Below are 22,457 nucleotides of genomic sequence, written 5' to 3'. Positions count from 1 at the left end.
CTACGAATTTCACCTCTACACTCGGAGTTCCACATACCTCTTCCGTACTCAAGATAGCCAGTATCAAAGGCAATTCCAAGGTTGAGCCCTGGGCTTTCACCTCTGACTAAACTATCCGCCTACGCTCCCTTTACGCCCAGTAATTCCGAGCAACGCTAGCCCCCTTCGTATTACCGCGGCTGCTGGCACGAAGTTAGCCGGGGCTTCTTCTCCGAGTACCGTCATTATCGTCCTCGGTGAAAGAATTTTACAATCCTAAGACCTTCATCATTCACGCGGCATGGCTGCGTCAGGCTTTCGCCCATTGCGCAAGATTCCCCACTGCTGCCTCCCGTAGGAGTTTGGGCCGTGTCTCAGTCCCAATGTGGCTGATCATCCTCTCAGACCAGCTAAGGATCGTAGCCTTGGTGGGCCTTTACCCCACCAACTAGCTAATCCTACGCGGGCCGCTCTAATGGCGATAAATCTTTCCCTCGAAAGGCTTATCCGGTATTAGCTCAAGTTTCCCTGAGTTGTTCCGAACCAAAAGGCACGTTCCCACGTGTTACTCACCCGTCCGCCACTAATCCCGAAGGATCCGTTCGACTTGCATGTGTTAGGCCTGCCGCCAGCGTTCGCTCTGAGCCAGGATCAAACTCTCAGGTTGAGTTGACCGCTAACACAGACTTCAATTCCAAGGGGAAAACCGAGGAATTGGTTCTGGTTTGCATAGTATCTTGACGAGTTCCCAATCACATCGATGGATTGAAGACCGAAGCCTTCAGTCCATGATATTCATGGTGTCTTCAAGAGACCGCATTTGTCAGCGTTCGAGATGAACCTTTTCAGTCCATCGCCAGAGCGCCGCCGCCTGCGTTTCTCTTTCCAAATCAACAATGTCAAAGACCCAGAGCCGAAGCTCCCAGAACCGCCTCTCAGCAGCACCACCGTTTAGCGCCCAGTGTCGGCGGAGGCGGCTATCTATCCAACCTCGAATTCCGTGTCAAATCGTTTTTTTCAAAACGTTTCGAACCAGAGCGGTGAGCCCCGGGAAATCCCGGATCCACCAGAGCGGCCAGCTTCTAGAGAAACCAACCTAGTCAGTCAACCGATTATTTCGAAGAAACTTCAGAACAACTGGTAGATAGACTTAACATCGCGCCGCTGAAGTCTTGCGAAGTCTTGGCGGCGATGCCCGGAGCGGCGCTTCTAAAGAGGCGACACTCCGAAGTCAACCGGCTCGTTTGGAACTTTTTGAAACCCGAAACCGGGGAGCAAAAAGGCAAAAGAATGGACCAGGGCCGCCGAGGCCGCCCTCATGTGTCCATTACCGAGTCGATTGGAGCGCGGAGACTAACGAAGCGAACCGGACGATGCAAGCACCCTTTCGGGGCCGCGTCGTTCGGCCGCGATGCGGTTCCGAGCGAGGGGCGGATTTAGTCCCGCGCCCCGCTCATGGCAAGCCCTAGGTGACGATATAACGACGCTTTTTGGACGGCGTCGTTAATGCTGGCTTTCCGGCAGCCGGACGACCAGGCCGTCGAGGGCGTCGCTCACCTTGATCTGGCAGGACAGCCGGCTGTTGGGCTCGACGTTCTCGGCAAAGTCGAGCATCGACTCTTCCATGGCCGACTTGTCGCCGGTCTTGGCCAGCCAGGCGTCATCCACATAGACATGGCAGGTGGCGCAGGCGCAGGCGCCGCCGCAGTCGGCGTCGATCCCGGGCACATTGTTCTTCACCGCGCCTTCCATGACCGTCAGGCCCGGCTTGACCTCGAGGGCGTGTTCCGTGCCGTCGTGCTCGATATAGGTGATCTTGGCCATGCGCTTCCCTACTTCCCCTTCCGGGTCCCCTCTGGGCGGCTTTCAGGCCGCCACGTCCTTCATGGATATCGTGATGTCGGCGAGCTTTTCCACCGACACCGGCGTGCGTTTGGCGATCAGTTGCTTGCCGGCCATGAATTCGGGCGGGGCATTGATCGCTTCGACGGCCTGAATCAGGTCGCCCTTTAAATGAAAGACCGCAAATTTCGCGGCGGCGACATCGCCGCGCACGATGATGCGGTCGGCGTCGAACGGCAGGCCGGCGATCTGCAGCTTCAGATCATACTGATCCGACCAGAACCACGGCACTTCAGGAACCGGTCCGGCGCGACCGACGATCGCAGAGGCGGCCTGCTTGGCCTGTTCCAGCGCATTGGGCACGCTCTCCAGCCGGAACTGGCGGTCATAGAGCGGCAGGGGCCGATGACTGACATCACCGATGGCGAAGATCCGCTCATCGGCGGTGCGCGCTTCCAGATTGACGACCACGCCATTGACGCAATCGAGCCCCGCATCCCGGGCCAGTTCATCATTGGGGATCGCCCCGACCCCGACCAGGACAACGTCACAGGCGACGATCCGGCCATCGGTAAAGCGCACGCCCGTAACATGGTCGTTCTCGCCCTCGAAAGCCGCGACGCCGGCGTTGAGTTCGAACCCGACGCCGCGCCGGCTGTGATAATCCTGAAAGAAGGTCGACAGGATCTCGCAGGCCACCCGGGCCAAAACGCGACTCTCGCGCTCGATGATCAGCACATGGCCGCCCAGAGCCCGGGCCGAGGCGGCGGCTTCCAGTCCGACATAGCCGCCCCCGACCACGGCCAAACGCTTATCCGGACCCAGGGCCTGTTTGAGCTGCTCGGCGTCGGCGGCGGTGCGGAGGGCCAACACCCCCTGCAGGTCAGCGCCGGGGATCGGCAGGGCCCGGGCCCGGGCGCCGGTGGCCAGGATCAGATAGTCGTAAGGGACGGTTTCGCCCGAAGCCAGGGTGACGATCCTGTCGGCGCGATCAATCCGGGTCGCCACGCCCCCCAGGCGCAGGGACACCCCGGCTTCGGCGTACCATTCAGCCGGCTTGAGCGAGAGGGAATCGGCGTCGGCCTCGCCCTTGAGCCAGGCCTTGGACAGGGGCGGCCGCTGATAGGGCAGCAGCGGCTCATCGCCGATCAGCACGATCGGGCCGGTGTGACCGTACTGACGCAGAAAGGCCGCCGCCGAGCCGCCGGCATGGCCGGCGCCGAGGATCACGACCCGCGCGTTCAGATCACCCAATTCAGCTGCGCTCAACACGCGCCCTCCCTTTTGTCAAAAGTGACGGCGGCGTCACCTTTTGGCAAGCACCTTCGAAAGAGAAGCGAACGAACGCGTCAGACGACGCGCTCGACCATCATCTTCTTGATCTCGGCGATCGCCTTGGCGGGGTTCAGGCCCTTGGGGCAGACCTGGGCGCAGTTCATGATCGTGTGGCAGCGATAGAGCTTGAACGGATCCTCGAGCTGGTCGAGGCGGTCGCCGGATGCTTCGTCACGGCTGTCGATCAGCCAGCGATAGGCGTGCAGCAGGGCCGCCGGGCCCAGATACTTGTCGCCGTTCCACCAGTAGCTGGGGCACGAGGTCGAACAGCAGGCGCAGAGGATGCACTCATAGAGACCGTCCAGCTTCAGACGGTCTTCCGGGCTCTGGCGCCATTCGGCCTGGGGCTCGGGGGTGTCGGTGTGCAGCCAGGGTTCGATCGAGGCGTACTGCGCGTAGAACAGCGTCAGGTCCGGGATCAGATCCTTGACCACCGGCGCGTGCGGCAGCGGCGCGATCTGAACGGCCTTGCCGGGCACTTCGGCCCAGCCATGGGTGCAGGCCAGGGTGTTGCGGCCGCCGATGTTCATGGCGCAGGAGCCGCAGACCCCTTCGCGGCACGACCGGCGGAAGGCCAGGGTCGGGTCGATGCTGTTCTTGATATAGAGCAGGGCGTCCAGGACCATCGGCCCGACCGCTTCCATATCGACATCGTACGTATCCCAGCGCGGATTGCCGCCCGCTTCAGGATCGTAGCGATAGATCTTGAAGGTCTTGACCTTCGTGGCCCCAGCGGGCGCCGGCCAGTGCTTGCCGGCCTTGACCTGGGAGTTCTTGGGAAGCGTCAGCTCAACCATAGGACCCTCAATAAACCCGTGCTTTGGGGGGAATGTAAGCGATGTCTTCCGACATCGTGTAGCTGTGGACCGGCCGGTAATCGATCTTCACCTTGCCGGTGTCGACATTGAGCCAGGCCAGGGTGTGCTTCATCCACTCGTCGTCGCGACGCTCGGAGAAGTCTTCCCGGGCGTGGGCGCCGCGGCTCTCGGTGCGGTTGACCGCGCCGGCCACCGTCACGACCGCCTGGCCGATCAGGTTGTCGAACTCCAGGGTCTCCATCAGGTCGGTGTTCCACACCAGCCCGCGGTCGCTGACCTTGATGTCCTTGGCCTTTTCCCACACCGTCGCCAGGCGCTGGGCGCCGCCGACCAGGGTTTCGCCGGTCCGGAACACCGCAGCGTCTTCCTGCATGGCCTTTTGCATTTCAAGGCGCAGCGCGGCGGTGCCCTGTGTGCCGTTGGCGTTGCGATAGCGATCGAAGCGCGCCAGATGCGGATCGGTCTGGGCGTCCTTCAGTTCCGGCTGCTTGGCGCCGGGCTTGAGGATTTCGGCGCAGCGCAGGGCCGCGGCGCGACCGAACACCACCAGGTCGATCAGCGAGTTGGAGCCCAGGCGGTTGGCGCCGTGCACAGACACGCAGGCCGCCTCGCCCACGGCCATCAGGCCGGGGATCACCTGGTCGGGATTCTTGCCCGACTTGGTGACGACTTCGCCGTGGAAGTTGGTCGGGATGCCGCCCATGTTGTAGTGGACGGTCGGCAGGACCGGGATCGGCGCCTTGGTCACGTCGACGCCGGCGAAGACCTTGGCGGTCTCGGAGATGCCGGGCAGGCGCTCGTGCAGAATCTTCGGATCCAGGTGATCCAGGTGCAGGAAGATGTGGTCCTTGTTGGGACCCACGCCGCGACCTTCACGGATCTCGATGGTCATGGCCCGGCTGACCATGTCGCGCGGGGCCAGATCCTTCACGGACGGCGCATAGCGCTCCATGAAGCGCTCGCCTTCGGAGTTGGTCAGATAGCCGCCTTCGCCGCGGGCGCCTTCGGTGATCAGGCAGCCGGCGCCATAGATGCCGGTGGGGTGGAACTGCACGAATTCCATGTCCTGCAGCGGCAGGCCGGCGCGCAGGGCCATGGCGTTGCCGTCGCCAGTGCAGGTGTGGGCCGAGGTGGCCGAGAAATAGGCGCGGCCATAACCGCCCGTCGCCAGGATGACTTGCTGGGCCTGAAAGCGGTGCAGGGTGCCGTCGTCGAGCTTCCAGGCGGTGATGCCCCGGCACACGCCGTCTTCCATGATCAGGTCGAGGGCGAAGTACTCGATGAAGAACTCGGTGTCATGGGCCAGGGACTGGCCGTACATCGTGTGCAGCATGGCGTGACCGGTGCGGTCGGCCGCCGCGCAGGTGCGCTGGATCGGGCCTTCGCCATAGTTCTTGGTCATGCCGCCAAAGGCGCGCTGATAGATCTTGCCGTCGGCGGTGCGCGAGAAGGGCACGCCCCAGTGCTCGAGCTCATAGACGGCGGCCGGCGCGTTGCGGGTCAGATATTCGATGGCGTCCTGGTCGCCCAGCCAGTCCGACCCCTTGACGGTGTCGTACATGTGCCAGCGCCAGTCATCCTGGCCCATATTGCCCAGCGAGGCCGAGATGCCGCCCTGCGCCGCCACGGTGTGGCTGCGGGTCGGGAACACCTTGGTGACGCAGGCGGTCTTCAGACCCGCCTGGGCGCAGCCGAGCGCGGCGCGCAGGCCCGAGCCGCCGGCGCCGACGACGACGACGTCGAACTTGTGATCGATGAACTTGTAGGCCGACATCAAAAGGCTCCGGTGAGGGCGAGCTTCAGGATCGAGAAGACCCCAAGCGCGCCGCTGAGCACGCAGACGAAGATATTGAGGATGACCAGGGCGCTCTTGGTCGTGAACTTGTGGATATAGTCCTCGATCACGACCTGGACGGCGCCCTGCAGATGGATCAGGGCGGTGACCAGCAGCAGGCACACCAGCACGGCGTTGATCGGGCTGGACAGCCACACGGCGGCGGCCTCGAAATCACCGGCGCCCAGCTTGAGGCCGGCGAACACGGCCCACAGCGACAGCGGCACCAAGGCCATGCCCGAGACGCGCTCGGTCATGAAGTGGCTGACGCCGTGACGGGAAGCCCCCGTGCCGCGAGCGCGCGACAGCGGCGTGCGGAAACGTTCGGAATGAACTTCAGACATGCTCAGAACGCTCCTGCGGCGTTGGCGATCACCCAGGTGACGATCGTGGCGACCACCGCGAAGGCGATGGCGGCGGCGCCCGTCAGGTCGGCGGTCTTCAGGGCGAAGCCCACACCGGCGTCCCAGAAGGTCTGGCGGATCGTATAGGCGATGTTGAAGAACAGGGCGAAGGTCAGGCCGATCATCACCAGCTTGCCGATCACCGAGCCCAGAAGGGCCACATAGACCGCATAGGCGTCAGGCCCCAGCGCCAGGGACAGGGCCCAACCCGCCAGAATCACGGTCCCGACATAGAGGCCCATGATGCAGGCGCGATGCAAAATCGAGCAGGCCATCGTGATGTGCCAACGCCACACTTGAAGGTGCGGCGACATCGGGCGCTCTGGCAGCCCCCGGCTCGTGTCGGTCATGTCAGGTCCAACCCCAGTAGCCTTTGTGCGTTGCGGGATGCTTTTAAGCGCGAGGGCGAGGGTGTCAACGAAGCGGTCCTTATTGAGAAACGTTCTCATAGCCATGATCGCCCCGAGCTGATCACCGTTCAGCTACGATCCAATCGCTCACGAAGATGCAGGCCCGCCCGACGCCCGCTTCTTCTTCAGGCCGCGGATCGGCTTGGGAGGCGCCTAGCCGCGCAGGATGTGCAGGGCCAGATGCTGCAGCAGCATGATGGTCTTGGCGTCGACGATGCGGCCGTCGGCGATCATGGCCAGGGCCTCGTCGATGGTCGGCTCCAGAACCTCGATGTCCTCGCCCTCGTCCGGATGGCCGCCGCCGTCGCCGATCCGCATGGCGGCGTCGTACTCGGCCACGAAGAAGTGCAGGATCTCGGTCACGGATCCCGGGCTCATGAAGGCCTCAAAGACCTTGCGCACCTCGCCCAGGCGATAGCCCAGCTCCTCCTCGACCTCGGCGCGGATGCTGACCTCGGGCGCCGCGTCGTCGAGCAGGCCGGCGGCGGCCTCGATCAGCAGGCCGTCATAACCGTTGACAAAGGCCGGATAGCGGAACTGCCGGACCAGCAGCACCGTGCGGGTGGCCAGATTATAGGGCAGCAACACCGCGCCATTGCCCCGGTCATAGGTCTCGCGGCTCTGGGTCTGCCAGCTGCCGTCGCGGCGCTTCCAGTCAAAGCGGGTGGTCTTCAGGACATACCAGTTGTCGGAGAGCAGGCGCTCCTCGCGGATCCGGATGCGGTCCTTGACGCTCATGGTCGTTCCTCATCATTGACGCGTGGCGCGCCGAAACCCGCGCGGATTAGTCGCGCACCCGGGCCACATAGTCGGCCGACCGCATTTCCTGCAGGCGCGACACGGTGCGCTCGAACTCGAACGACCCGTCACCGGCCGGATAGAGCGCCTCGGGCTCGGCTTCGGCCAGAGCCACAAGCTTGGCGTCGGCTTCATAGAGCGAATCGATCAGGGTGTTGAACCGCTTGGCTGCATCGCGCCGCTCCGGCGTCAGGCGCGGGATGTCTTCCAGGAAGATGGTGTGGAAGCGCTGGGCGAGGGCCAGATAGTCCTGAGGCCCCAGGGCCTGCTGGCACAGACTGGCGAATGACGAGCGCAGCAGGCCGCCGGCGGCGCGCGGCAGGCGCATCTTGCGGCCCAGCACCTCCAAGGTCGCGCCGGTCTCGGCCGCCCCGTCCAGCAGATCGGCCCAAAGCCGCTCGAACTCGGCCTGGCTGGCCGTATCATTGGGGGCCAGCCAAGTGCGCGCGGCCCGCAGGCGATCCAGACGGAAATCCACCGGCCCGCGCACGGCCACCACATCCAGCGCCGTCTTCAGCATCTCGATGAAGGGGACAAACAGCTGACGGTTCAGCCCGTCCTTGTAGAGGTCGTCCGGCGGGCGGTTGGACGTCGCCACCAGGGTGACGCCCTGGGCGAAGAGCGCTTCGAACAGTCGCCCCAGGATCATGGCGTCGGCGATGTCGGTGACCTGCAGCTCGTCAAAGCACAGCAGCCGCGCCTGGCCGGCGATCAGGTCTGCGGTCGGGGCGATCGGATCATCGCCCTTGTGCTGACCGAACCGCGCCTTGCGCTCGGCCGCGTCGCCCTTGCGCCAGGCGTCGATGTGGGCGTGGACCTCGGCCATGAAGGCGTGGAAGTGGATGCGACGCTTGCGCGCGACCGGGGCGGACTCAAAGAACAGGTCCATTACCATGGACTTGCCGCGCCCCACCGGTCCCCAAAGATAAACGCCCCGCTGGCTCTTGGGCTTGCGGCCGAACAGCGAGAAGCCGGGCTCGCCGGCCGAGTCGAGATCGGCCTCCAGCCGCGACAGGGCCTCGACGGCCGCGGCCTGGGCGACATCGGGGCGGATCTCGCCCTGGGCCAGAAGCGCGCGATAGGCGGTGCGAAGTGAAGTGGGCATCGAAACTGCGGTTAGCGCGACGAACGCGACAGGGGAAGGGGTTGCTCACCGACTCACCCCCTCCGCGCTGACGCGCTCCTCCCCCAGAGGGGGAAGATGAACCGCGCCGATCTCATCTTCCCCCTCTGGGGAGGACGGTCGCGAAGCGGCCCCGAGGGGGCGAGTCTTCCAGACTTTAAGCCCCCAGTTCCTTCCTCACGAACCGATAGGTCTCGCTGCGTTCGCAAGCGCAGGCCCGCATCTGGCCGTCCTTCGTCCACCACACCATCAGCGGCCAGGCGAACTTGACGCCATTGTCTTTCAGCAGCGGAATCAGCTTTTCGACATTGGCGCGGCCGGCCTCGATCACCGCGGTGCGGGCGATATCGCCATCGGCCGGCTTGATGCCCGGCGCGGTCCAGGCCTCGACCGGGGTCGCATCCCAGCGCTCCGACAGCGCCCAGCTGCGATTGACCCAGAGCTCCGCCACTGTGGCGCGCTCGACCGGGGTGGATTTTTGCACGCCATTGCGCTCGGCGCGGGCGATCTCGATCAGCCGGGTGTCGACGCCGGCCGCGTGCAGCTTGGGAAACTCCTCGGCCTTGAAGCGCACGCAGTCGGGGCAGGTGCGGAAACTGACCATGTAGAACTTCGGCCCCGGCAGACCCGGCGACACCCAGCCGGACTCCTGCAGGATCTTGGCGATCTCGGCCTGGTGTTTGGTGATGGTCTTGGGCCGCCAGCGCAGTTCCATGTTCCAGTAGCCAAAGGCGCCAGCCCCGACCACGGCCACCACCAGAAGGGCGATCAGCCCGATCTTCAGCTTGTTCACGTTCAGCCCTCCCATCGATCGTCGCACCCTAGGCTCAACCCTGCGACGCCGGTCGTCAATTTTCCTGACATCGACCCGCACGGCGCCTAAGCTCGCGCCCATGGTCAACGCTCCAGAGGCGCATCCGGCGCTCAGGCCCCCACATATTGTCGACGCGCTGATCGCCGAGCGTGCGCCTCGGCTGTGCGGCTCGTCCCTGTGGCCGCTGGTGCGACCACCGCTCTATGCCCTGCTGGGCTATGGCAAGGCCCGGCGCATGGCCGACGCCATCGCCGCGATCGGCGGTCGGGCGGCCCTGCAACATGTTTCCGCGCTGCTGGACCTGAAGGTCGCGGTGCGCGGCCTGGAAAACCTGCCGCCGACGGGCCGGGTGATCATTGTCGCCAACCATCCCACCGGCATCGCCGACGGCGTCGCCGTCTATGACGCCCTGAAGCCGGTACGCTCCGATCTCGCCTTCTACGCCAATGCCGACGCCCATCGGGTGTGCCCCCGGTTCGACGAGGTGCTGATCCCGGTGGAGTGGGTCGAGGCCAAGCGCACCCGCGATCGCCTGCGCCTGACCCTGGCCATGACCCGCGAGGCGATGGAGGCCGAGCGCGCCTTGATGATCTTCCCGGCCGGTCGCCTGGCGGTGCGGGGCGAGGACGGCCGGCTGACCGATCCGCCCTGGGCCCCGTCGGCCGTGTCCATCGCCCGCAAATATGACGCGCCGATCGCACCGGTGCATGTGAGCGGGCCATGGTCGACCCTGTTCCATCTGTTCGACCGGCGCTCGCAGGAACTGCGCGACATCACCCTCTTCCACGAACTGCTCAACAAGACCGGCCGCAGGTTCCAGCTGGTCATCGGCCGGCCGCTCGACCCGAACGCCCTGGCGGCCGATACGGGGGAAGCCACGCTGGCCCTGAAGCGCTATGTGGAGGCCACCCTGCCCGACCATCCCGACGGATCGCTGACTTGAGCCCCACCCGCCTCGCCCCCCGTGCCCTGGCCGACGAGGCCGCCACCCAGGCGCTGGGCGCCGCCCTGGCCCGGGCCCTGCGGCCCGGCGACGCCCTCTGCCTGACCGGTCCCCTGGGGGCCGGCAAGTCGACCCTGGCCCGCGCCCTGATCCGCGCCCTGACCACGCCCGACGAGGAGGTGCCCAGTCCCACCTTCACCCTGGTGCAGTTCTATGAGACGGCGGCCTTCCCCCTGGCCCATTTCGACCTCTATCGCCTGACCGATCCGGACGAGGCCTATGAGATCGGCCTGGACGAGGCCCTGGACGGCGGCGTGGCGCTGATCGAATGGCCACAAAGGCTGGAAGGGCGTTTGCCGGTCAATCGGCTCGATATAGACATCGCTCTGGACGGCGACGCGCGACGCGTCACCGTCACCCCGCACGGTGAGTTTGAAGGACGCCCCCTTGAGTTCTGAGCGCGAGACGGCCAAGGCCGCGTTTCTACAGGCCCACGGCTATGGCGATGTGCGCCGCGAGAGCCTCGGCGGCGACGCCTCGACCCGCAGCTATGAGCGCCTGCATCGAGACGGCGGCGTCAGCTTCATCTTCATGGACCAGCCGCCTTCGGTGGAGTCCGCGCCCTGCCCGCCGGACGCCACCCCGGCCGAACGCGCGGCGCTGGGCTATAACGCCCTGGCCCGGCTGGCCGCCGGTCGGGTGGACGCCTTCGTCGCCTGCGCCGGCTGGCTGAAGGCGCAGGGCTTGTCCGCGCCCAAGGTGCTGGCCGCCGATCCGGCCGCTGGTCTGGCCGTGCTGGAAGATCTGGGCGACGATCTCTATGCGCGGCTGATCGAAGCCGGGACCGACGAAGCGCCGCTCTATGACGCCGCCATCGATGGCCTGCTGGCGATCCACGCCGCGCCGACGCCGGACGTGCTGGCCTTCGACGGCTCCACCTGGCCGCTGCTAACCTATGACGATCTGGCTCTGAAGACCGCCCACGACATCTTCATCGAGTGGCAGCCGAAGTTCCGCGACGTTTCGTTCGACGCCGCCGCCATCGCCGACTGGGAGGCGATCTGGGCGCCGATCCGGCAGATCGGCGAGGCGGGCGCCACCGTCTTCTGCCATCGCGACTATCACGCCGAGAACATGATCTGGCTGCCCGAGCGCTCGGGCGCCGCGCGGGTCGGCCTGCTCGACTTCCAGGACGCGGTGCTGGCCCATCCGGCCTGGGACCTGTCGATGCTGCTGCATGACGCCCGCCGCACGGTGTCGCCCGAACGTGAGTCCGCCTGCCTGGATCGCTATCTGGCCGCCCGGCCGCAGCTGGATCGCACCGCCTTCCTGGCCGACTATCACGCCCTGGGCGCGCTCAATATCCTGCGCATCCTGGGGATCTTCGCCCGACTGGTGACCCGCGACGGCAAGCCGCGCTATGCCGACTTCATTCCCCGGCTGTGGACCTATCTCGACGTCTGCTTCGCTGATCCGGCCCTGGCGGACCTCAAGACCTGGTTCGACACCCACGTGCCGACCGAGGCCCGCCGATGAGCCCCGCCCCCAAGATCGCCCCCAAGATCGCGATGGTCCTGGCCGCGGGGCTCGGCACCCGCATGCGTCCGCTCACCGACGACCGGCCCAAGGCCCTGGTCGAGGTCGGCGGCCGGGCGCTGATCGACCACATGCTCGATCGCCTGGTCGAGGCCGGGGTCGAGACCGCCGTGGTCAACGTCCACGCCTTCGCCGACCGGCTGGAGGCCCATCTCAAAGCCCGCCAGGCCAAGGGACTGGGCCCGCGCATCGTCATCTCGGATGAGCGCCCCCAGGCCCTGGAGACCGGCGGCGGCATCAAGCACGCCCTGCCGCTGCTGGGCGACGGGCCCGTCTGGGTGGCCAACATCGATTCCGTGTGGATCGAGACCGGCGCCCCGGCCCTCGACGCCGTCGCGACGGCCTGGGATCCCGACGCCATGGACGTCTGTCTGCTGCTGGCCTCGACCGCCGGATCGCTGGGCTTCCACGACAGCGGCGACGTGTTCCTCCAGGACGGCATCGTGCGCTTCAAGACCCCCGGCGAGACCGCCCCGCTGGTCTATGTCGGCGTCCATATCTGCAAGCCGACCGTTACGGCGCAAGGACCCGAGGGCCCCTTCTCGCTGCTGCCGATCTGGAAGGGGCTGGCCGCCGACCACCGCGTCCGCGGCGTGGCGCCCGAGGGGCTGTGGATGCATGTCGGCGATCCCGGCGCGCGGGATCTGGCGGAAGCGAAACTGAAATGATCTTCAGCGGCCCCTTCGGCCAAGAGGGGCCGCGCTGGTTCTCGATCCCGGCCCATCGTCCGTTCGTCGACGATCTGGCCCGGGGCTTTCTGGCGGCCGTGTCGCACATGGGCCCCGAGGCCCTGCCGCGCGCCACCCTGCTGACCCCCACCCGGCGCGGGGCCCGGGCCGTGGCCGACGCCCTGCTGGCCGCCAGCGACGGCAAGGCCCTGCTTCTGCCGCAGATCCGGCCGCTGGGCGACCTGGACGAGGGCGAGCCGCCGTTCGAGCCCGGCGACCTGGCCCTCGACCTGCCGCCGGCCATCAGCTCCCGCCGCCGCCGGTTCGAGCTGGCCCGGATCGTGGTCGATCACGCGGACCTCCTGACCTTCACCCCCGGCGCGTCCCAGGCGCTGGAGATGGCCAAGGCCCTGTCGGACTTTCTCGACAGCTGCCGGATCGAGGAAATCAACACCGACGGCAAGCTGGACGGCCTGGCCGACGGCGATCTGGCCCAGCACTGGCAAGTCTCGGCAAGATTTCTCAAGGCGGTGCTGGCCGCCTGGCCAAAACGCCTGACCGAGCTGGGCCTGATCGACGTCGCCGACCGCCGCGTGCTGCTGCTGCGGGCCCTGGCCAAGCGCTGGACCGAGCACCCCCCGACCGAAGTGCTGGTCGCCGCCGGCTCGACCGGCACGGCCCCGGCCACCGCCGACCTGCTGCGCGTGGTCGCCGCCGCCCCGCTGGGCGCCGTGGTGCTGCCGGGCCTGGACGAGGATCTCGCCGAAAGCGCCTGGGACAAGGTCAGCGAGCAGCACCCGCAAGGCGCCATGCGTCGCCTGCTGGACCGCGCCGGCATCACCCGCGCCGACGTGCGGCCGTGGTTCCCGGAGAGCGACAGCCGCGGCCGCTGGCGTCGGCGGATCGTCAATGAGGCCCTGCGCCCGGCCGAGGCCACCGCCGACTGGCTGGCCCAGATCGACAGCCTGCGCGCCGAAGCGCCGGATCTCGACCCCGTCGCCGAGGGTCTGAAGGGTCTCTCCCTGATCTCGGCCCGCACCGAGGAGGAGGCCGCCAGCGCCTGCGCCTTGCTGCTGCGCGAGGCGCTGGAGACTCCGGGCCAGACCGCCGCTCTGGTCACGCCAGACCAGACCCTGGCCCGCCGGGTCAATGCGCGGCTGCTGCGCTGGGGGGTGATCCCCGACAGTTCGGCCGGCGCGCCCCTGGCCGCCAGCCCGGCAGCGATCCTGGCCCAGCACCTGGCCGGTCTGGTCGTCGATCCGCTGGATCCGGTGCGCCTGCTGGCCCTGGCCAAACATCCGCTGGTGCGGTCGGATGACGACCCGGAAGCCTCGACAACGCTGGAGCTGAAAGGCCTCCGCGGCCCCGCGCCGCGCTCAACCGACGCCCTGCTCAAGCGGTTGGAGGAACATCCCAACGCCCAGGCCCTGGCCCTGAGGCTTCTGGCCGCCATCGCCCACGCCCGCTCGCCCTATGTCGACGATCTGGCGCCGCCCGCCAGGGCGGCCCTGGCCCTGACCGAGGCGCTGGAGGCTCTGACCGGTCCCGACCGCCTGTGGATCGGCCAGGCCGGCGAATGCCTGGGCTCTCTGCTCTCGGCCCTGATCGAGGATGGGGTCGTTCTGCCCGATGAGAAGCCGCAGGCCTTCGCCGACATCCTCGACCGGCTGGTCAATGAGGAGACCCTGCGGGTCGGCGGCGCCACCCATCCGCGTCTGCGGATCCTGGGGGCCATCGAGGCCCGGCTGGTGCGCGCCGACCGGCTGGTGCTGGCGGGGCTGGAGGAAGGGATCTGGCCGCAGGGCGCGCCGATCGATCCGTTCCTGTCGCGGCCGATGCGCGAAAAGCTGGGCCTGCCGCCGCCCGAGCGCCGGGTCGGCCTGACCGCCCACGACTTCGCCCAGGCCGCCAGCGCGCCGGACGTGATCCTGGTCCATTGCGAGCGGCGCGGCGGCGCGCCGGCCGTCGAGTCGCGCTGGCTGTGGCGGCTGAAGACCCTGGCCGGCGGCGCGGGCCTGAAGCTGCCGCAGCGCCAGGACGCCCTGGACTGGGCTCGCGCCCTCGATGCGCCCGGCGCCTATGCCCCCTATCCCCGCCCCGCCCCGACCCCGCCGGTCGCCGACCGTCCGCGCCGCATGGCCGTGACCCGGGTCGAGGCCCTGACCCGCGACCCCTACGCCGTCTGGGCCCGCGACATTCTGCGGCTCTATCCGCTGGAGCGTCCTGACGAGCCGGTCGAGGCCAGGGCCCGCGGCACCGCCATCCACGCCGCCTTCGAGATCTTCGCCGAACAGCATCCAGGGCCGGTCCCCGCCGACGCGGCGGCGATCTTCGAGGGGCTCTATATGGGCGAGCTGGTCGCGGCCGGCATGCCGCCGACGGCCCTGGCCCGCGAACGCGCCCTGGCCAGGGAAGCCGCAGCCTGGGTCGCCGACTGGGAGCGCGACCGCCGCGCCAAAGCTCAAAGCATCATCGTCGAGGCCGAGGGCCGCCTGACCTTCGACATCGACGGCCGCCCCTTCACCCTGACCGCCAAGGCCGACCGCATAGAGCCCACCCGCGACGGCCTGGCCCATATCCTCGACTACAAGACCGGCGCCGCGCCCAGCAAGAAGCAGGTCGAGACCGGCTTCTCGCCGCAGCTGACCCTGACGGCGGCCATCCTGCTGAACGGCGGCTTCCCCGATCTGCAGGACCGCAAGCCGGGCGACCTGACCTATGTCCGGGTCACGGGCCGCAAGCCCGCAGGGCTGGAGGAGGTGCGGGTCACCGCCGCCGACAGCGAGCAGGCCGCGATCGAGGCCCTGGACGGCCTGCGCGCCCTGATCCGCCGCTATGACGACCCGGCCGAGCCCTACCGCTCGCGCACGGCCCCGCAGTTCGTCAAGGAACACCCCGGAGACTACGCCCACCTGGCGCGGGTGTTCGAGTGGTCGACCAGCGGCGACGATGGGGAGGGTTCGGAGTGAGGGGTTTCGCGGCGCTCGTCCTCCCCCTGATGGGGGAGGCGGCCCGAAGGGCCGGAGGGGGAAGTGATCCCTCGTCAACCGCACTTCCCCCTCCGTCGGCTTCGCCGACCCCTCCCCCTTCAGGGGGAGGACGATGACGCACGACCCCCAACGCGTCGCCGCCGACCCCACCATCTCGGCCTTCGTCACCGCCAATGCCGGATCGGGCAAGACCAAGACCCTGATCGACCGGGTGGCGCGGCTGCTGCTGGCCGGGTCGGCGCCCGAGGCGATCCTGTGCGTGACCTATACCAAGGCCGCCGCCGCCGAGATGCAGCGCCGACTGTTCGAGCGGCTGGGCGGGTGGTCGGTGACCGCCGACGGCCCGCTGCGCACGGAACTGTCCCGGCTGGTCGGCGAGCCCGAGGCGACCTTCGACACCGGCGACCTGTCCAAGGCCCGGGCCCTGTTCGCCCGCGCCCTGGAGACGCCCGGCGGCCTGAAGATCCAGACCATTCACGCCTTCTGCGAAAAGCTGCTGCGGCGCTTTCCGCTGGAGGCCGGGGTGTCGCCCGGCTTCGTGGTGATGGACGATTCGGCCGGCGCCGCCGTGGCCCGCGCCGCCCGCCGCACGGTGGCGACCTATGTCGACACCCATGATGACGCCTATGCCGAAGCCTATGCCCGCTTCTCGGTGGCCCTGGACTTCGCCGCTTTCGAGTCGATGTTCGGCACGTTCGAGATCCGGCGCGGGGCGATCGCCGACTATCTGCAGCGCCATGGCGGCCTGAGCGGCGCGATCGATGATGTCTGGCGGGTCTGCGGCTTCGACGCGCCCACCGACCCGGAAGCCGTCGCCGGCGAGGCGATGGCCGAGCTGGATCCCGACCTGTGGGAAGCCTGCGCCAGCCTGCTGGAATCCAGCGGCAAGGCTCGCGACACCGAGCACGCGGCGCGCCTTCGGCTGACCCTGGCCACCGGAGAGTTCAGCGACGCCCTGTCGGCGCTGTTCACCGACAAGGAAGATCCCCGCAAGCACCTGCAGACCACCACCACCTTCAAGGCGCGGGAGGATCTGCGCGAGGCCCTGCTGGAAGAGACTGACCGCCTGTCGTTCGTGCGCCAGCAGGTTCGCGCCGCCGGGGTGGCCCACGACACGGCTGGCGCTCTGCGGCTGGCCTCGCTGTACATCCTGGCCCACGGCAACGAGAAGGCGGCGCGCGGGGCCCTGGACTTCACCGACCTGATCGACCACGCCAAGGTGCTGCTGACCCAGAAGGTCGACGCGGCCTGGGTGCTCTACAAGCTGGACGGCGGCATCGACCACATCCTGCTGGACGAGGCCCAGGACACCGCCCCCGACCAGTGGGCGATCCTGCGGGCTTTAACCGCCGACTTCTTCGCCGGGGCCGGAGCGGGCGGCTGGCGCAAGGGTCGCGATACGCGGACCCTGTTCGTGGTCGGCGACGAGAAACAGTCGATCTATTCGTTCCAGGGGGCCGATCCGCAGCGCCTGCTGATCGAGACCCAGGCCTATCTCAGCCAGATCGAGGCCGTCGGGCAGGTCGGGTTGGGGGTGCCTCTGACCGTCTCCTATCGCTCGACCCGCGAGGTGCTGAGCTTCGTCGACGCCCTGTTCTCCGATCCGGCCACCCGCGCGGGCGTGCCGCCCCCGGCCGGCGATGACCTGGTCACCCACCAGCCGTTCCGCACCGACGGCCCCGGCTGCGTGGACCTGTGGCCCCTGACGCGCGAATTCCCCGGCGAGGAGCGCGACGCCTGGGAAGCGCCGGTCGACGCTCAGACCGAGCACAGCGCCAACCGCCGTCTGGCCGAGGCCATGGCCGACGAAATCAAGGCCATCCTGGATCGCGGCGACGAGGTCCATGACAAGGAGACGCGGAAACGTCGCGCCGCCCATGCCGGCGACATCCTGATCCTGGTGCGCCGCCGCAAGGTGCTGTTCGAGGAGATCATCCGGGCCCTGAAGCGGCGCGGCGTGCCGGTGGCCGGGGCCGACCGGCTGTCGCTGTCGGCCCATATCGCCTTTGACGACCTGCTGGCCCTGGGCCGGTTCGTGCTGTTCCCCGACGACGACCTGACCCTGGCGGCCCTGCTCAAGAGCCCGTTCTGCGGCCTGACCGACGAGGACGTCTACGCCCTGGCCAAGGGCCGCACGGCGACGCTGTGGACCGTGCTGTCAGAGCGCGCCGATCAGGATCCTCGCTGGGGCGCCGCTCAGGACCTGCTGGCCTGGTGTCTGGTCGAGGGCCGCAAGCGCCAGCCGTTCGAGTTCTTCGCGACTTTGCTGGGCAAGGTCGACGCCGGGGGCCTGTCCAACCGCGCCAGGATCCTGACCCGGCTGGGCGGCGAGGCCGACGAGGCGCTGGACGAGTTCCTGGCCCAGGTGATGGCCGCCGAGCAGCGCAATATCCGCGATCTGGAAGCCCTGGTCGCCGACTTCGCGGCCCTGGACATCATCGTCAAGCGCGAGATGGAAGGGGCCCGGCGCGAGGTGCGGGTGATGACCGCCCACGGCTCCAAGGGCCTGGAGGCGCCGATCGTCTTCCTGCCCGAGACCACGGTGAAGCGCGGGGCCGGCGGCTCGCCGCTGCTGGCCACCGAAGAGGGCGGCGTGCTGTGGTCGACGGGCGCGAAGTCCGACTGCGCCGCCTCGACCGCCGCCCGCGAACGACGCGACAGCAAGGAGGCCGAAGAGGCCCTGCGGCTCTACTATGTGGCCCTGACGAGGGCTCGCGACCGCCTGGTGCTGTGCGGCCGCATCGACGCGCGCACCAAGGATGAAAATGTCGGCGGCTGGTACGCGGCGGCGCGAGCGGCCTTCGCCCATCCCGACATCGCCCCCGAGGTGCGCCAGATCGGCGATCCCGACGCGCCGATCCTGCGGTTTGGGCCCGATCCCAGGACCCTGCCCAAGGCGACCCTGGCCGAGGTGCTCACCGCGCCCCTGCCCGGCTGGGCGACGGGCCCGGCGCCGGCGGAACCGGCCACCGCCCGCTATGCCGCCCCCTCGCGGATCGAGGACGAGGCCGATTCCCGGGCCCCCGCCCCCTCGCCCCTGGCCAAGGTCGAAGGTCTGGGCCGCTATCGGCGCGGCGAGATCATTCACCGCCTGCTGCAGATCCTGCCCGACGTCGCGCCGGCCGAGCGCCGCGCGGCCGGCGACCGCCTGCTGGCCGCCGAGCGCGACCTGTCGGACGACCAGCGCGGCGAGATGACGGCCGCCGCCTTCGGCGTTCTGGAGGACGACCGCTTCGCCGCCGTGTTCGGTCCCGGTTCGCGGGCCGAGGTGGCCCTGGCCGGAACCAGCGCGCTGCTGCCCAAGGGCCTGGCGATCTCGGGCCGGGTCGACCGGCTGGTGGTGACACGCGAGCGGGTTCTGGTGGTCGATTACAAGACCAATCGCCCCGCCCCGGCCGCGATCGAAGACGCCGATCCGGCCTATCTGGCCCAGATGGCGGTCTATGTGGCGGTGCTGCGCGAGGTCTTCCCTGACCGCCCGGTCGAGGCGGCCCTGGTGTGGACGGATGGTCCCAAACTGATGCCGGTTTCAGAAAAGGTGATCTCCGACGCGCTGCGACGGATCGGCTAGGCCGTTGCCGGGCGGCCAGCGCGCCCCTACATCTTCTTCAAGCGCTCGCGACGACTCGCGGGCTTTTGTTATTGTCGCGCCGCCCCGCTCATGGATCGAGGACGACGCCCAGATGGAGCAGACGCTATGAGCACCGTTACCGTGACCGACGAGTCCTTCGACCGCGACGTCCTGCAGGCCGATGGCGCCGTGCTGGTCGATTTCTGGGCCGAATGGTGCGGTCCCTGCAAGCAGATCGCCCCGGCCCTGGAACAGATCTCCGAGGAACTGGCCGACCACGTCACCGTGGCCAAGCTCAATATCGAGGACAGCCCCACGACGCCGTCGCGTTACGGCGTACGCGGCATCCCGACCATGATGCTGTTCCGCGGCGGCCAGATGACCTCGATGAAGGTCGGCGCCATGCCCAAGCAAAAGATCCTGGAATGGCTGACCGAGGCGGGCGTTCAACAGCCGGCCTGAGCCTTCCGAATTTAGACTGAGATCCAGCCGCCCATCCCGCCTTCGCGGGGTGGGCGGTTTGGCTTCGGGCCTGCGTCTTGGCGCCCTACTTCTTGGCCGAGGTGACGATGAACGGCGAGACCGAAGCCGGCGCGGCTTTCTTGTCGGCCTTCGGTTTGCGGACTTCCTTGTTGGACTTCTTCTGACCCTTGGCCATCGGCGGTTCCTGCCAGGACGGGCGCGCCTGCCGGGAGGTCCAGCGGGCCGAGCCGCCCTATCGGCGTGCGGGAGGTGTACGCTTCACTGAGCTCTTCACCTAGACCCTTACCTTGTCTCCGTTTCCCCGGCGAAGGCCGGGGCCCAGATTCAGCCTGAGCGGGTGGGGATGATGCGCCCAGGGTCTGCACCCAGTCCGCAGGGCTCTGGGTTCGATCTGGATCCCGGCGTTCGCCGGGAAGACGGGATTCGAGATCGCCGAACGCTTATCGCGGCCAGGTTTCCGGGCTCATCGCCAGCACCTCGCCGGCCAGATAGAGCGAGCCGCAGATCAGCACGTGCGGGGTGGGCGACGTGGCCAGAGCCTTGGTCAGGGCGTCCTGAACGCTGTCGCAGGCATGGGCCCGCAGCCCCGCCAGTTCTGCGGCGGCGGCGGTCTGGGCGGCCGGAGCCGCCGCATGACCCTCAAAAGTGACCGTGAACACCTGGGCCTTCAGCGGCGCGAACGGCGTGAAAAAGCCGGTGGCGTCCTTGTTGGCCAGCAGGCCCGCGACCAGCGCCACGGGCCGACCGTCGCGGGCCGCCAGGTCGCCCAGCGCCCGGGCCACGGCCTGACCGGCGTGAGGATTGTGTCCGCCATCGAGCCACAGGTCGGCGCCGGCGGCCTTGGCCTGTTCGGCAAGCGGCCCCGCCGTCAGCCGCTGGAACCGCGCCGGCCAGACGGCGCCGGCGATCCCGGCGGCGATGGCGGCCTCGTCGATGCGCGGATCGTTCAGGGCCAGCAGCGCCGCGACCGCCAGGCCGGCGTTTGCGAACTGGTGATCGCCCGGCAGGGACGGCGCGGGCAGGTCCAGCAGGCGGTCGTCCATCTGCACCAGCAGGCGGCCGCGCTCGTTCCAGGCGTCGAAGTCTCGGCCCATCAGGGTCAAGTCGGATCCGGCCAGGGCGGCGGCGGTGTCGATGACGTCCTCGGCCTCGGGCCGTTGCCGGGCCGAGACGACGGGGGCGCCCGGCTTGATGATCCCGGCCTTCTCGACGGCGATCTGCGCGATCGTGTCGCCCAGGAACTCGCGGTGGTCGATATCGATGGGCGCGATCACGCTGACCTTGGGCGCGACGACATTGGTGGCGTCCAGCACCCCGCCCAGCCCGACCTCGACGATGCACAGATCGGCCGGAACCTCGGCGAAAGCGGCCAGGGCGGCGGCCGTCGTGATCTCGAAAAAGGTGATCGGCAGGCCGGCATTGGCCTTTTCGACCCGATCCAGCACGTCGGCCAGATGGTCGTCGGTGATCAGGGTTCCGGCCAGACGGATGCGTTCGGCGAACCGCACCAGATGCGGCGAGGTGAAGACATGGACCTTCAGCCCCGCCGCCTCGGCCATGGCCCGCAGATAGGCCACCGTCGAGCCCTTGCCGTTGGTGCCGGCCACGTGGATCACCGGCGGCAGGCGGTCCTGCGGATTGTCCAGAGCGGCGCACAGCCGCCACATCCGCTCCAGCGAAAGGTCGATCAGCTTGGGATGCAGGGCCTGCAGCCGGGCCAGGGCAACGTCATGGGCGCGGAGGTGGTCGGTCATTTCAACCTCATCCTCCCTTGCGAAGCGGGGGAGGTGGCGCGCTGCGAATACGCAGCGTGACGGAGGGGGCATTTGGCGATGTCGAAGCGGCTGAACGCCCCCTCCACCGCCGTTCGGCGGTCCCCCTCCCCCGTTTCACGGGGGAGGATGAGACCTGTCCCTAAGCCGCCTTGCGGCTGCGCCCCATCATCAGGGTGGTCAGGATCGAGCCCAGCACGGCGGGCAGGTCCTTGCGGGGGGTGACGCGGTCGACCATGCCCTTTTCGACCAGATATTCCGAACGCTGGAAGCCCGGCGGCAGGGTCTCGCGGATGGTCTGCTCAATCACGCGAGGGCCGGCGAAGCCGATCAGGGCGCCCGGCTCGGCCAGGTGCACGTCGCCCAGCATGGCGTAGGAGGCGGTGACACCGCCGGTGGTCGGGTCGGTGAGGACAACGATATAGGGCAGCGCCGCCTCTTTAAGTTCATTGATCGCCAGCGTCGTGCGGGCCATCTGCATCAGCGACAAAGCGCCTTCCTGCATGCGGGCCCCGCCGGCGGCGGTAAAGGCGATCAGCGGAACCTGGCGTTCCAGAGCGGCGCGGGCGGCGGCGATGAAGCCTTCGCCGGCGGCCATGCCCAGCGAGCCGCCCATGAAGGCGAAATCCTGAACCAGCACGACGGCGTCCGCGCCGCCGACCTTGCCGACACCGATCGCCATGGCGTCCTGCTCGCCGGTCGCCTTGCGGGCCGCCGCGAGGCGATCCTTGTAGGGCTTGCCGTCGGAGAAATGCAGCGGGTCCTCGGCCACGGCCGGGCTGGGCAGGACCTCATAGGCGGCGTCGTCAAAAGTGAACTTGAACCGCGCCTCGGGCCCGATGCGCATATGGCGTCCGGCTGGAGTTACCCACAGGGCGGCTTCCAGGTCGGAGCGGAAGATCATTTCGCCCGTATCGGGGCATTTAACCCAGAGGTTCTCGGGCGTCTCGCGCTTGGAGAAGGCGCCACGCACGCCGGGGGCGATGCGCGACAGCCAGCCGCCGCCGCGTCGGCCTTCAGCCGAGGCCTTTGATTTGTCGCCCTTTTTCGGGTCCTGGGGTTCAGCCATAGCCATAG

19 protein-coding genes, 1 rRNA gene and 1 pseudogene (1 of these 21 running past the window's edge) are annotated in these 22,457 nt (G+C 68.1%); 7 read left to right on the top strand and 14 right to left on the bottom strand.

What is annotated here, in order from left to right; all coding sequences use genetic code 11:
- The 10 genes from ACW18B_RS04285 to ACW18B_RS04240 form a co-directional block, all read right to left on the bottom strand.
- A 16S ribosomal RNA gene (locus tag ACW18B_RS04285) occupies positions 1 to 646 on the bottom strand (it extends 838 nt beyond the left edge of the window).
- An 836-nt stretch (positions 647 to 1,482) separates the two neighbouring features.
- Positions 1,483 to 1,803 (bottom strand): 2Fe-2S iron-sulfur cluster-binding protein, encoded by a 321-nt coding sequence (locus tag ACW18B_RS04280; RefSeq protein WP_047403792.1) that lies wholly within the window; start codon positions 1,801 to 1,803, stop codon positions 1,483 to 1,485.
- Between the two features lie 42 nt (positions 1,804 to 1,845).
- On the bottom strand, positions 1,846 to 3,075 hold the full coding sequence (locus tag ACW18B_RS04275) for an NAD(P)/FAD-dependent oxidoreductase (RefSeq protein WP_492051870.1): 1,230 nt from the start codon (positions 3,073 to 3,075) through the stop codon (positions 1,846 to 1,848).
- Positions 3,076 to 3,170: 95 nt separating this feature from the next.
- Positions 3,171 to 3,953, bottom strand: coding sequence for a succinate dehydrogenase iron-sulfur subunit (locus ACW18B_RS04270; protein ID WP_492049831.1), 783 nt, complete (start codon positions 3,951 to 3,953; stop codon positions 3,171 to 3,173).
- 7 nt (positions 3,954 to 3,960) lie between these two features.
- Entirely contained in the window at positions 3,961 to 5,748 is a 1,788-nt protein-coding gene (sdhA, locus tag ACW18B_RS04265; RefSeq protein WP_492049830.1) for a succinate dehydrogenase flavoprotein subunit, read from the bottom strand.
- Positions 5,748 to 6,152 (bottom strand): succinate dehydrogenase, hydrophobic membrane anchor protein, encoded by a 405-nt coding sequence (gene sdhD / locus ACW18B_RS04260; protein WP_492049828.1) that lies wholly within the window; start codon positions 6,150 to 6,152, stop codon positions 5,748 to 5,750. Before sdhD ends, sdhA begins: the two co-directional genes overlap by 1 nt.
- A gap of 2 nt (positions 6,153 to 6,154) precedes the next feature.
- Complete coding sequence (gene sdhC, locus ACW18B_RS04255; RefSeq protein WP_492049826.1) at positions 6,155 to 6,562, bottom strand: succinate dehydrogenase, cytochrome b556 subunit; 408 nt, start codon at positions 6,560 to 6,562, stop codon at positions 6,155 to 6,157.
- A 213-nt stretch (positions 6,563 to 6,775) separates the two neighbouring features.
- The gene (locus tag ACW18B_RS04250; protein WP_492049824.1) at positions 6,776 to 7,360 is read right to left on the bottom strand and encodes an NUDIX domain-containing protein; all 585 of its coding nucleotides are present in this window, start codon (positions 7,358 to 7,360) and stop codon (positions 6,776 to 6,778) included.
- Positions 7,361 to 7,406: 46 nt separating this feature from the next.
- Positions 7,407 to 8,525, bottom strand: coding sequence for a cell division protein ZapE (zapE, locus tag ACW18B_RS04245; RefSeq protein ID WP_492049822.1), 1,119 nt, complete (start codon positions 8,523 to 8,525; stop codon positions 7,407 to 7,409).
- A 175-nt stretch (positions 8,526 to 8,700) separates the two neighbouring features.
- Positions 8,701 to 9,336: a hypothetical protein gene (locus tag ACW18B_RS04240; RefSeq protein ID WP_492049820.1), complete on the bottom strand. Its 636-nt coding sequence runs from the start codon at positions 9,334 to 9,336 to the stop codon at positions 8,701 to 8,703.
- 100 nt (positions 9,337 to 9,436) lie between these two features.
- Between ACW18B_RS04240 and ACW18B_RS04235 the strand changes: the two genes are divergently transcribed.
- From ACW18B_RS04235 to trxA, 7 genes are all read left to right on the top strand, one after another.
- A complete protein-coding gene (locus ACW18B_RS04235; protein WP_492049818.1) occupies positions 9,437 to 10,300 on the top strand; it encodes a 1-acyl-sn-glycerol-3-phosphate acyltransferase in 864 nt (287 codons plus the stop codon).
- Positions 10,297 to 10,758, top strand: a complete 462-nt coding sequence (gene tsaE, locus ACW18B_RS04230; RefSeq protein ID WP_492049817.1) for a tRNA (adenosine(37)-N6)-threonylcarbamoyltransferase complex ATPase subunit type 1 TsaE — start codon at positions 10,297 to 10,299, stop codon at positions 10,756 to 10,758. The genes ACW18B_RS04235 and tsaE overlap by 4 nt, the downstream gene beginning before the upstream one ends.
- On the top strand, positions 10,748 to 11,836 hold the full coding sequence (amgK, locus tag ACW18B_RS04225) for an N-acetylmuramate/N-acetylglucosamine kinase AmgK (RefSeq protein ID WP_492049815.1): 1,089 nt from the start codon (positions 10,748 to 10,750) through the stop codon (positions 11,834 to 11,836). Before tsaE ends, amgK begins: the two co-directional genes overlap by 11 nt.
- Positions 11,833 to 12,564: an N-acetylmuramate alpha-1-phosphate uridylyltransferase MurU gene (gene murU / locus ACW18B_RS04220; RefSeq protein ID WP_492049813.1), complete on the top strand. Its 732-nt coding sequence runs from the start codon at positions 11,833 to 11,835 to the stop codon at positions 12,562 to 12,564. Before amgK ends, murU begins: the two co-directional genes overlap by 4 nt.
- Positions 12,561 to 15,533: a double-strand break repair protein AddB gene (gene addB, locus ACW18B_RS04215; RefSeq protein ID WP_492049811.1), complete on the top strand. Its 2,973-nt coding sequence runs from the start codon at positions 12,561 to 12,563 to the stop codon at positions 15,531 to 15,533. The genes murU and addB overlap by 4 nt, the downstream gene beginning before the upstream one ends.
- Positions 15,534 to 15,666: 133 nt before the next feature.
- Complete coding sequence (gene addA / locus ACW18B_RS04210; protein WP_492049809.1) at positions 15,667 to 19,125, top strand: double-strand break repair helicase AddA; 3,459 nt, start codon at positions 15,667 to 15,669, stop codon at positions 19,123 to 19,125.
- Between the two features lie 126 nt (positions 19,126 to 19,251).
- Positions 19,252 to 19,587, top strand: a complete 336-nt coding sequence (trxA, locus tag ACW18B_RS04205; RefSeq protein ID WP_492049807.1) for a thioredoxin — start codon at positions 19,252 to 19,254, stop codon at positions 19,585 to 19,587.
- An 85-nt stretch (positions 19,588 to 19,672) separates the two neighbouring features.
- Here trxA and ACW18B_RS04200 read toward each other — a convergent pair whose 3' ends face one another.
- The 4 genes and pseudogenes from ACW18B_RS04200 to ACW18B_RS04185 all read right to left on the bottom strand — a co-directional run bounded on the left by ACW18B_RS04200 (position 19,673) and on the right by ACW18B_RS04185 (position 22,455).
- Positions 19,673 to 19,783, bottom strand: coding sequence for a hypothetical protein (locus ACW18B_RS04200; protein ID WP_012288846.1), 111 nt, complete (start codon positions 19,781 to 19,783; stop codon positions 19,673 to 19,675).
- 265 nt (positions 19,784 to 20,048) lie between these two features.
- The gene (locus ACW18B_RS04195; protein WP_492049805.1) at positions 20,049 to 21,362 is read right to left on the bottom strand and encodes a bifunctional folylpolyglutamate synthase/dihydrofolate synthase; all 1,314 of its coding nucleotides are present in this window, start codon (positions 21,360 to 21,362) and stop codon (positions 20,049 to 20,051) included.
- 9 nt (positions 21,363 to 21,371) lie between these two features.
- A pseudogene (locus ACW18B_RS04190) lies at positions 21,372 to 21,511 on the bottom strand (hypothetical protein); the annotation flags it as partial.
- Positions 21,512 to 21,522: 11 nt separating this feature from the next.
- A complete protein-coding gene (locus ACW18B_RS04185; protein WP_492049803.1) occupies positions 21,523 to 22,455 on the bottom strand; it encodes an acetyl-CoA carboxylase carboxyltransferase subunit beta in 933 nt (310 codons plus the stop codon).
- Between the last annotated feature and the right edge of the window lie 2 nt (positions 22,456 to 22,457).

It is taken from the genome of Caulobacter sp. FV2ps19, assembly GCF_058681035.1.
Note: the sequence above shows the minus strand (reverse complement) of the source record. Positions and strands in the feature narration are given on the sequence as shown.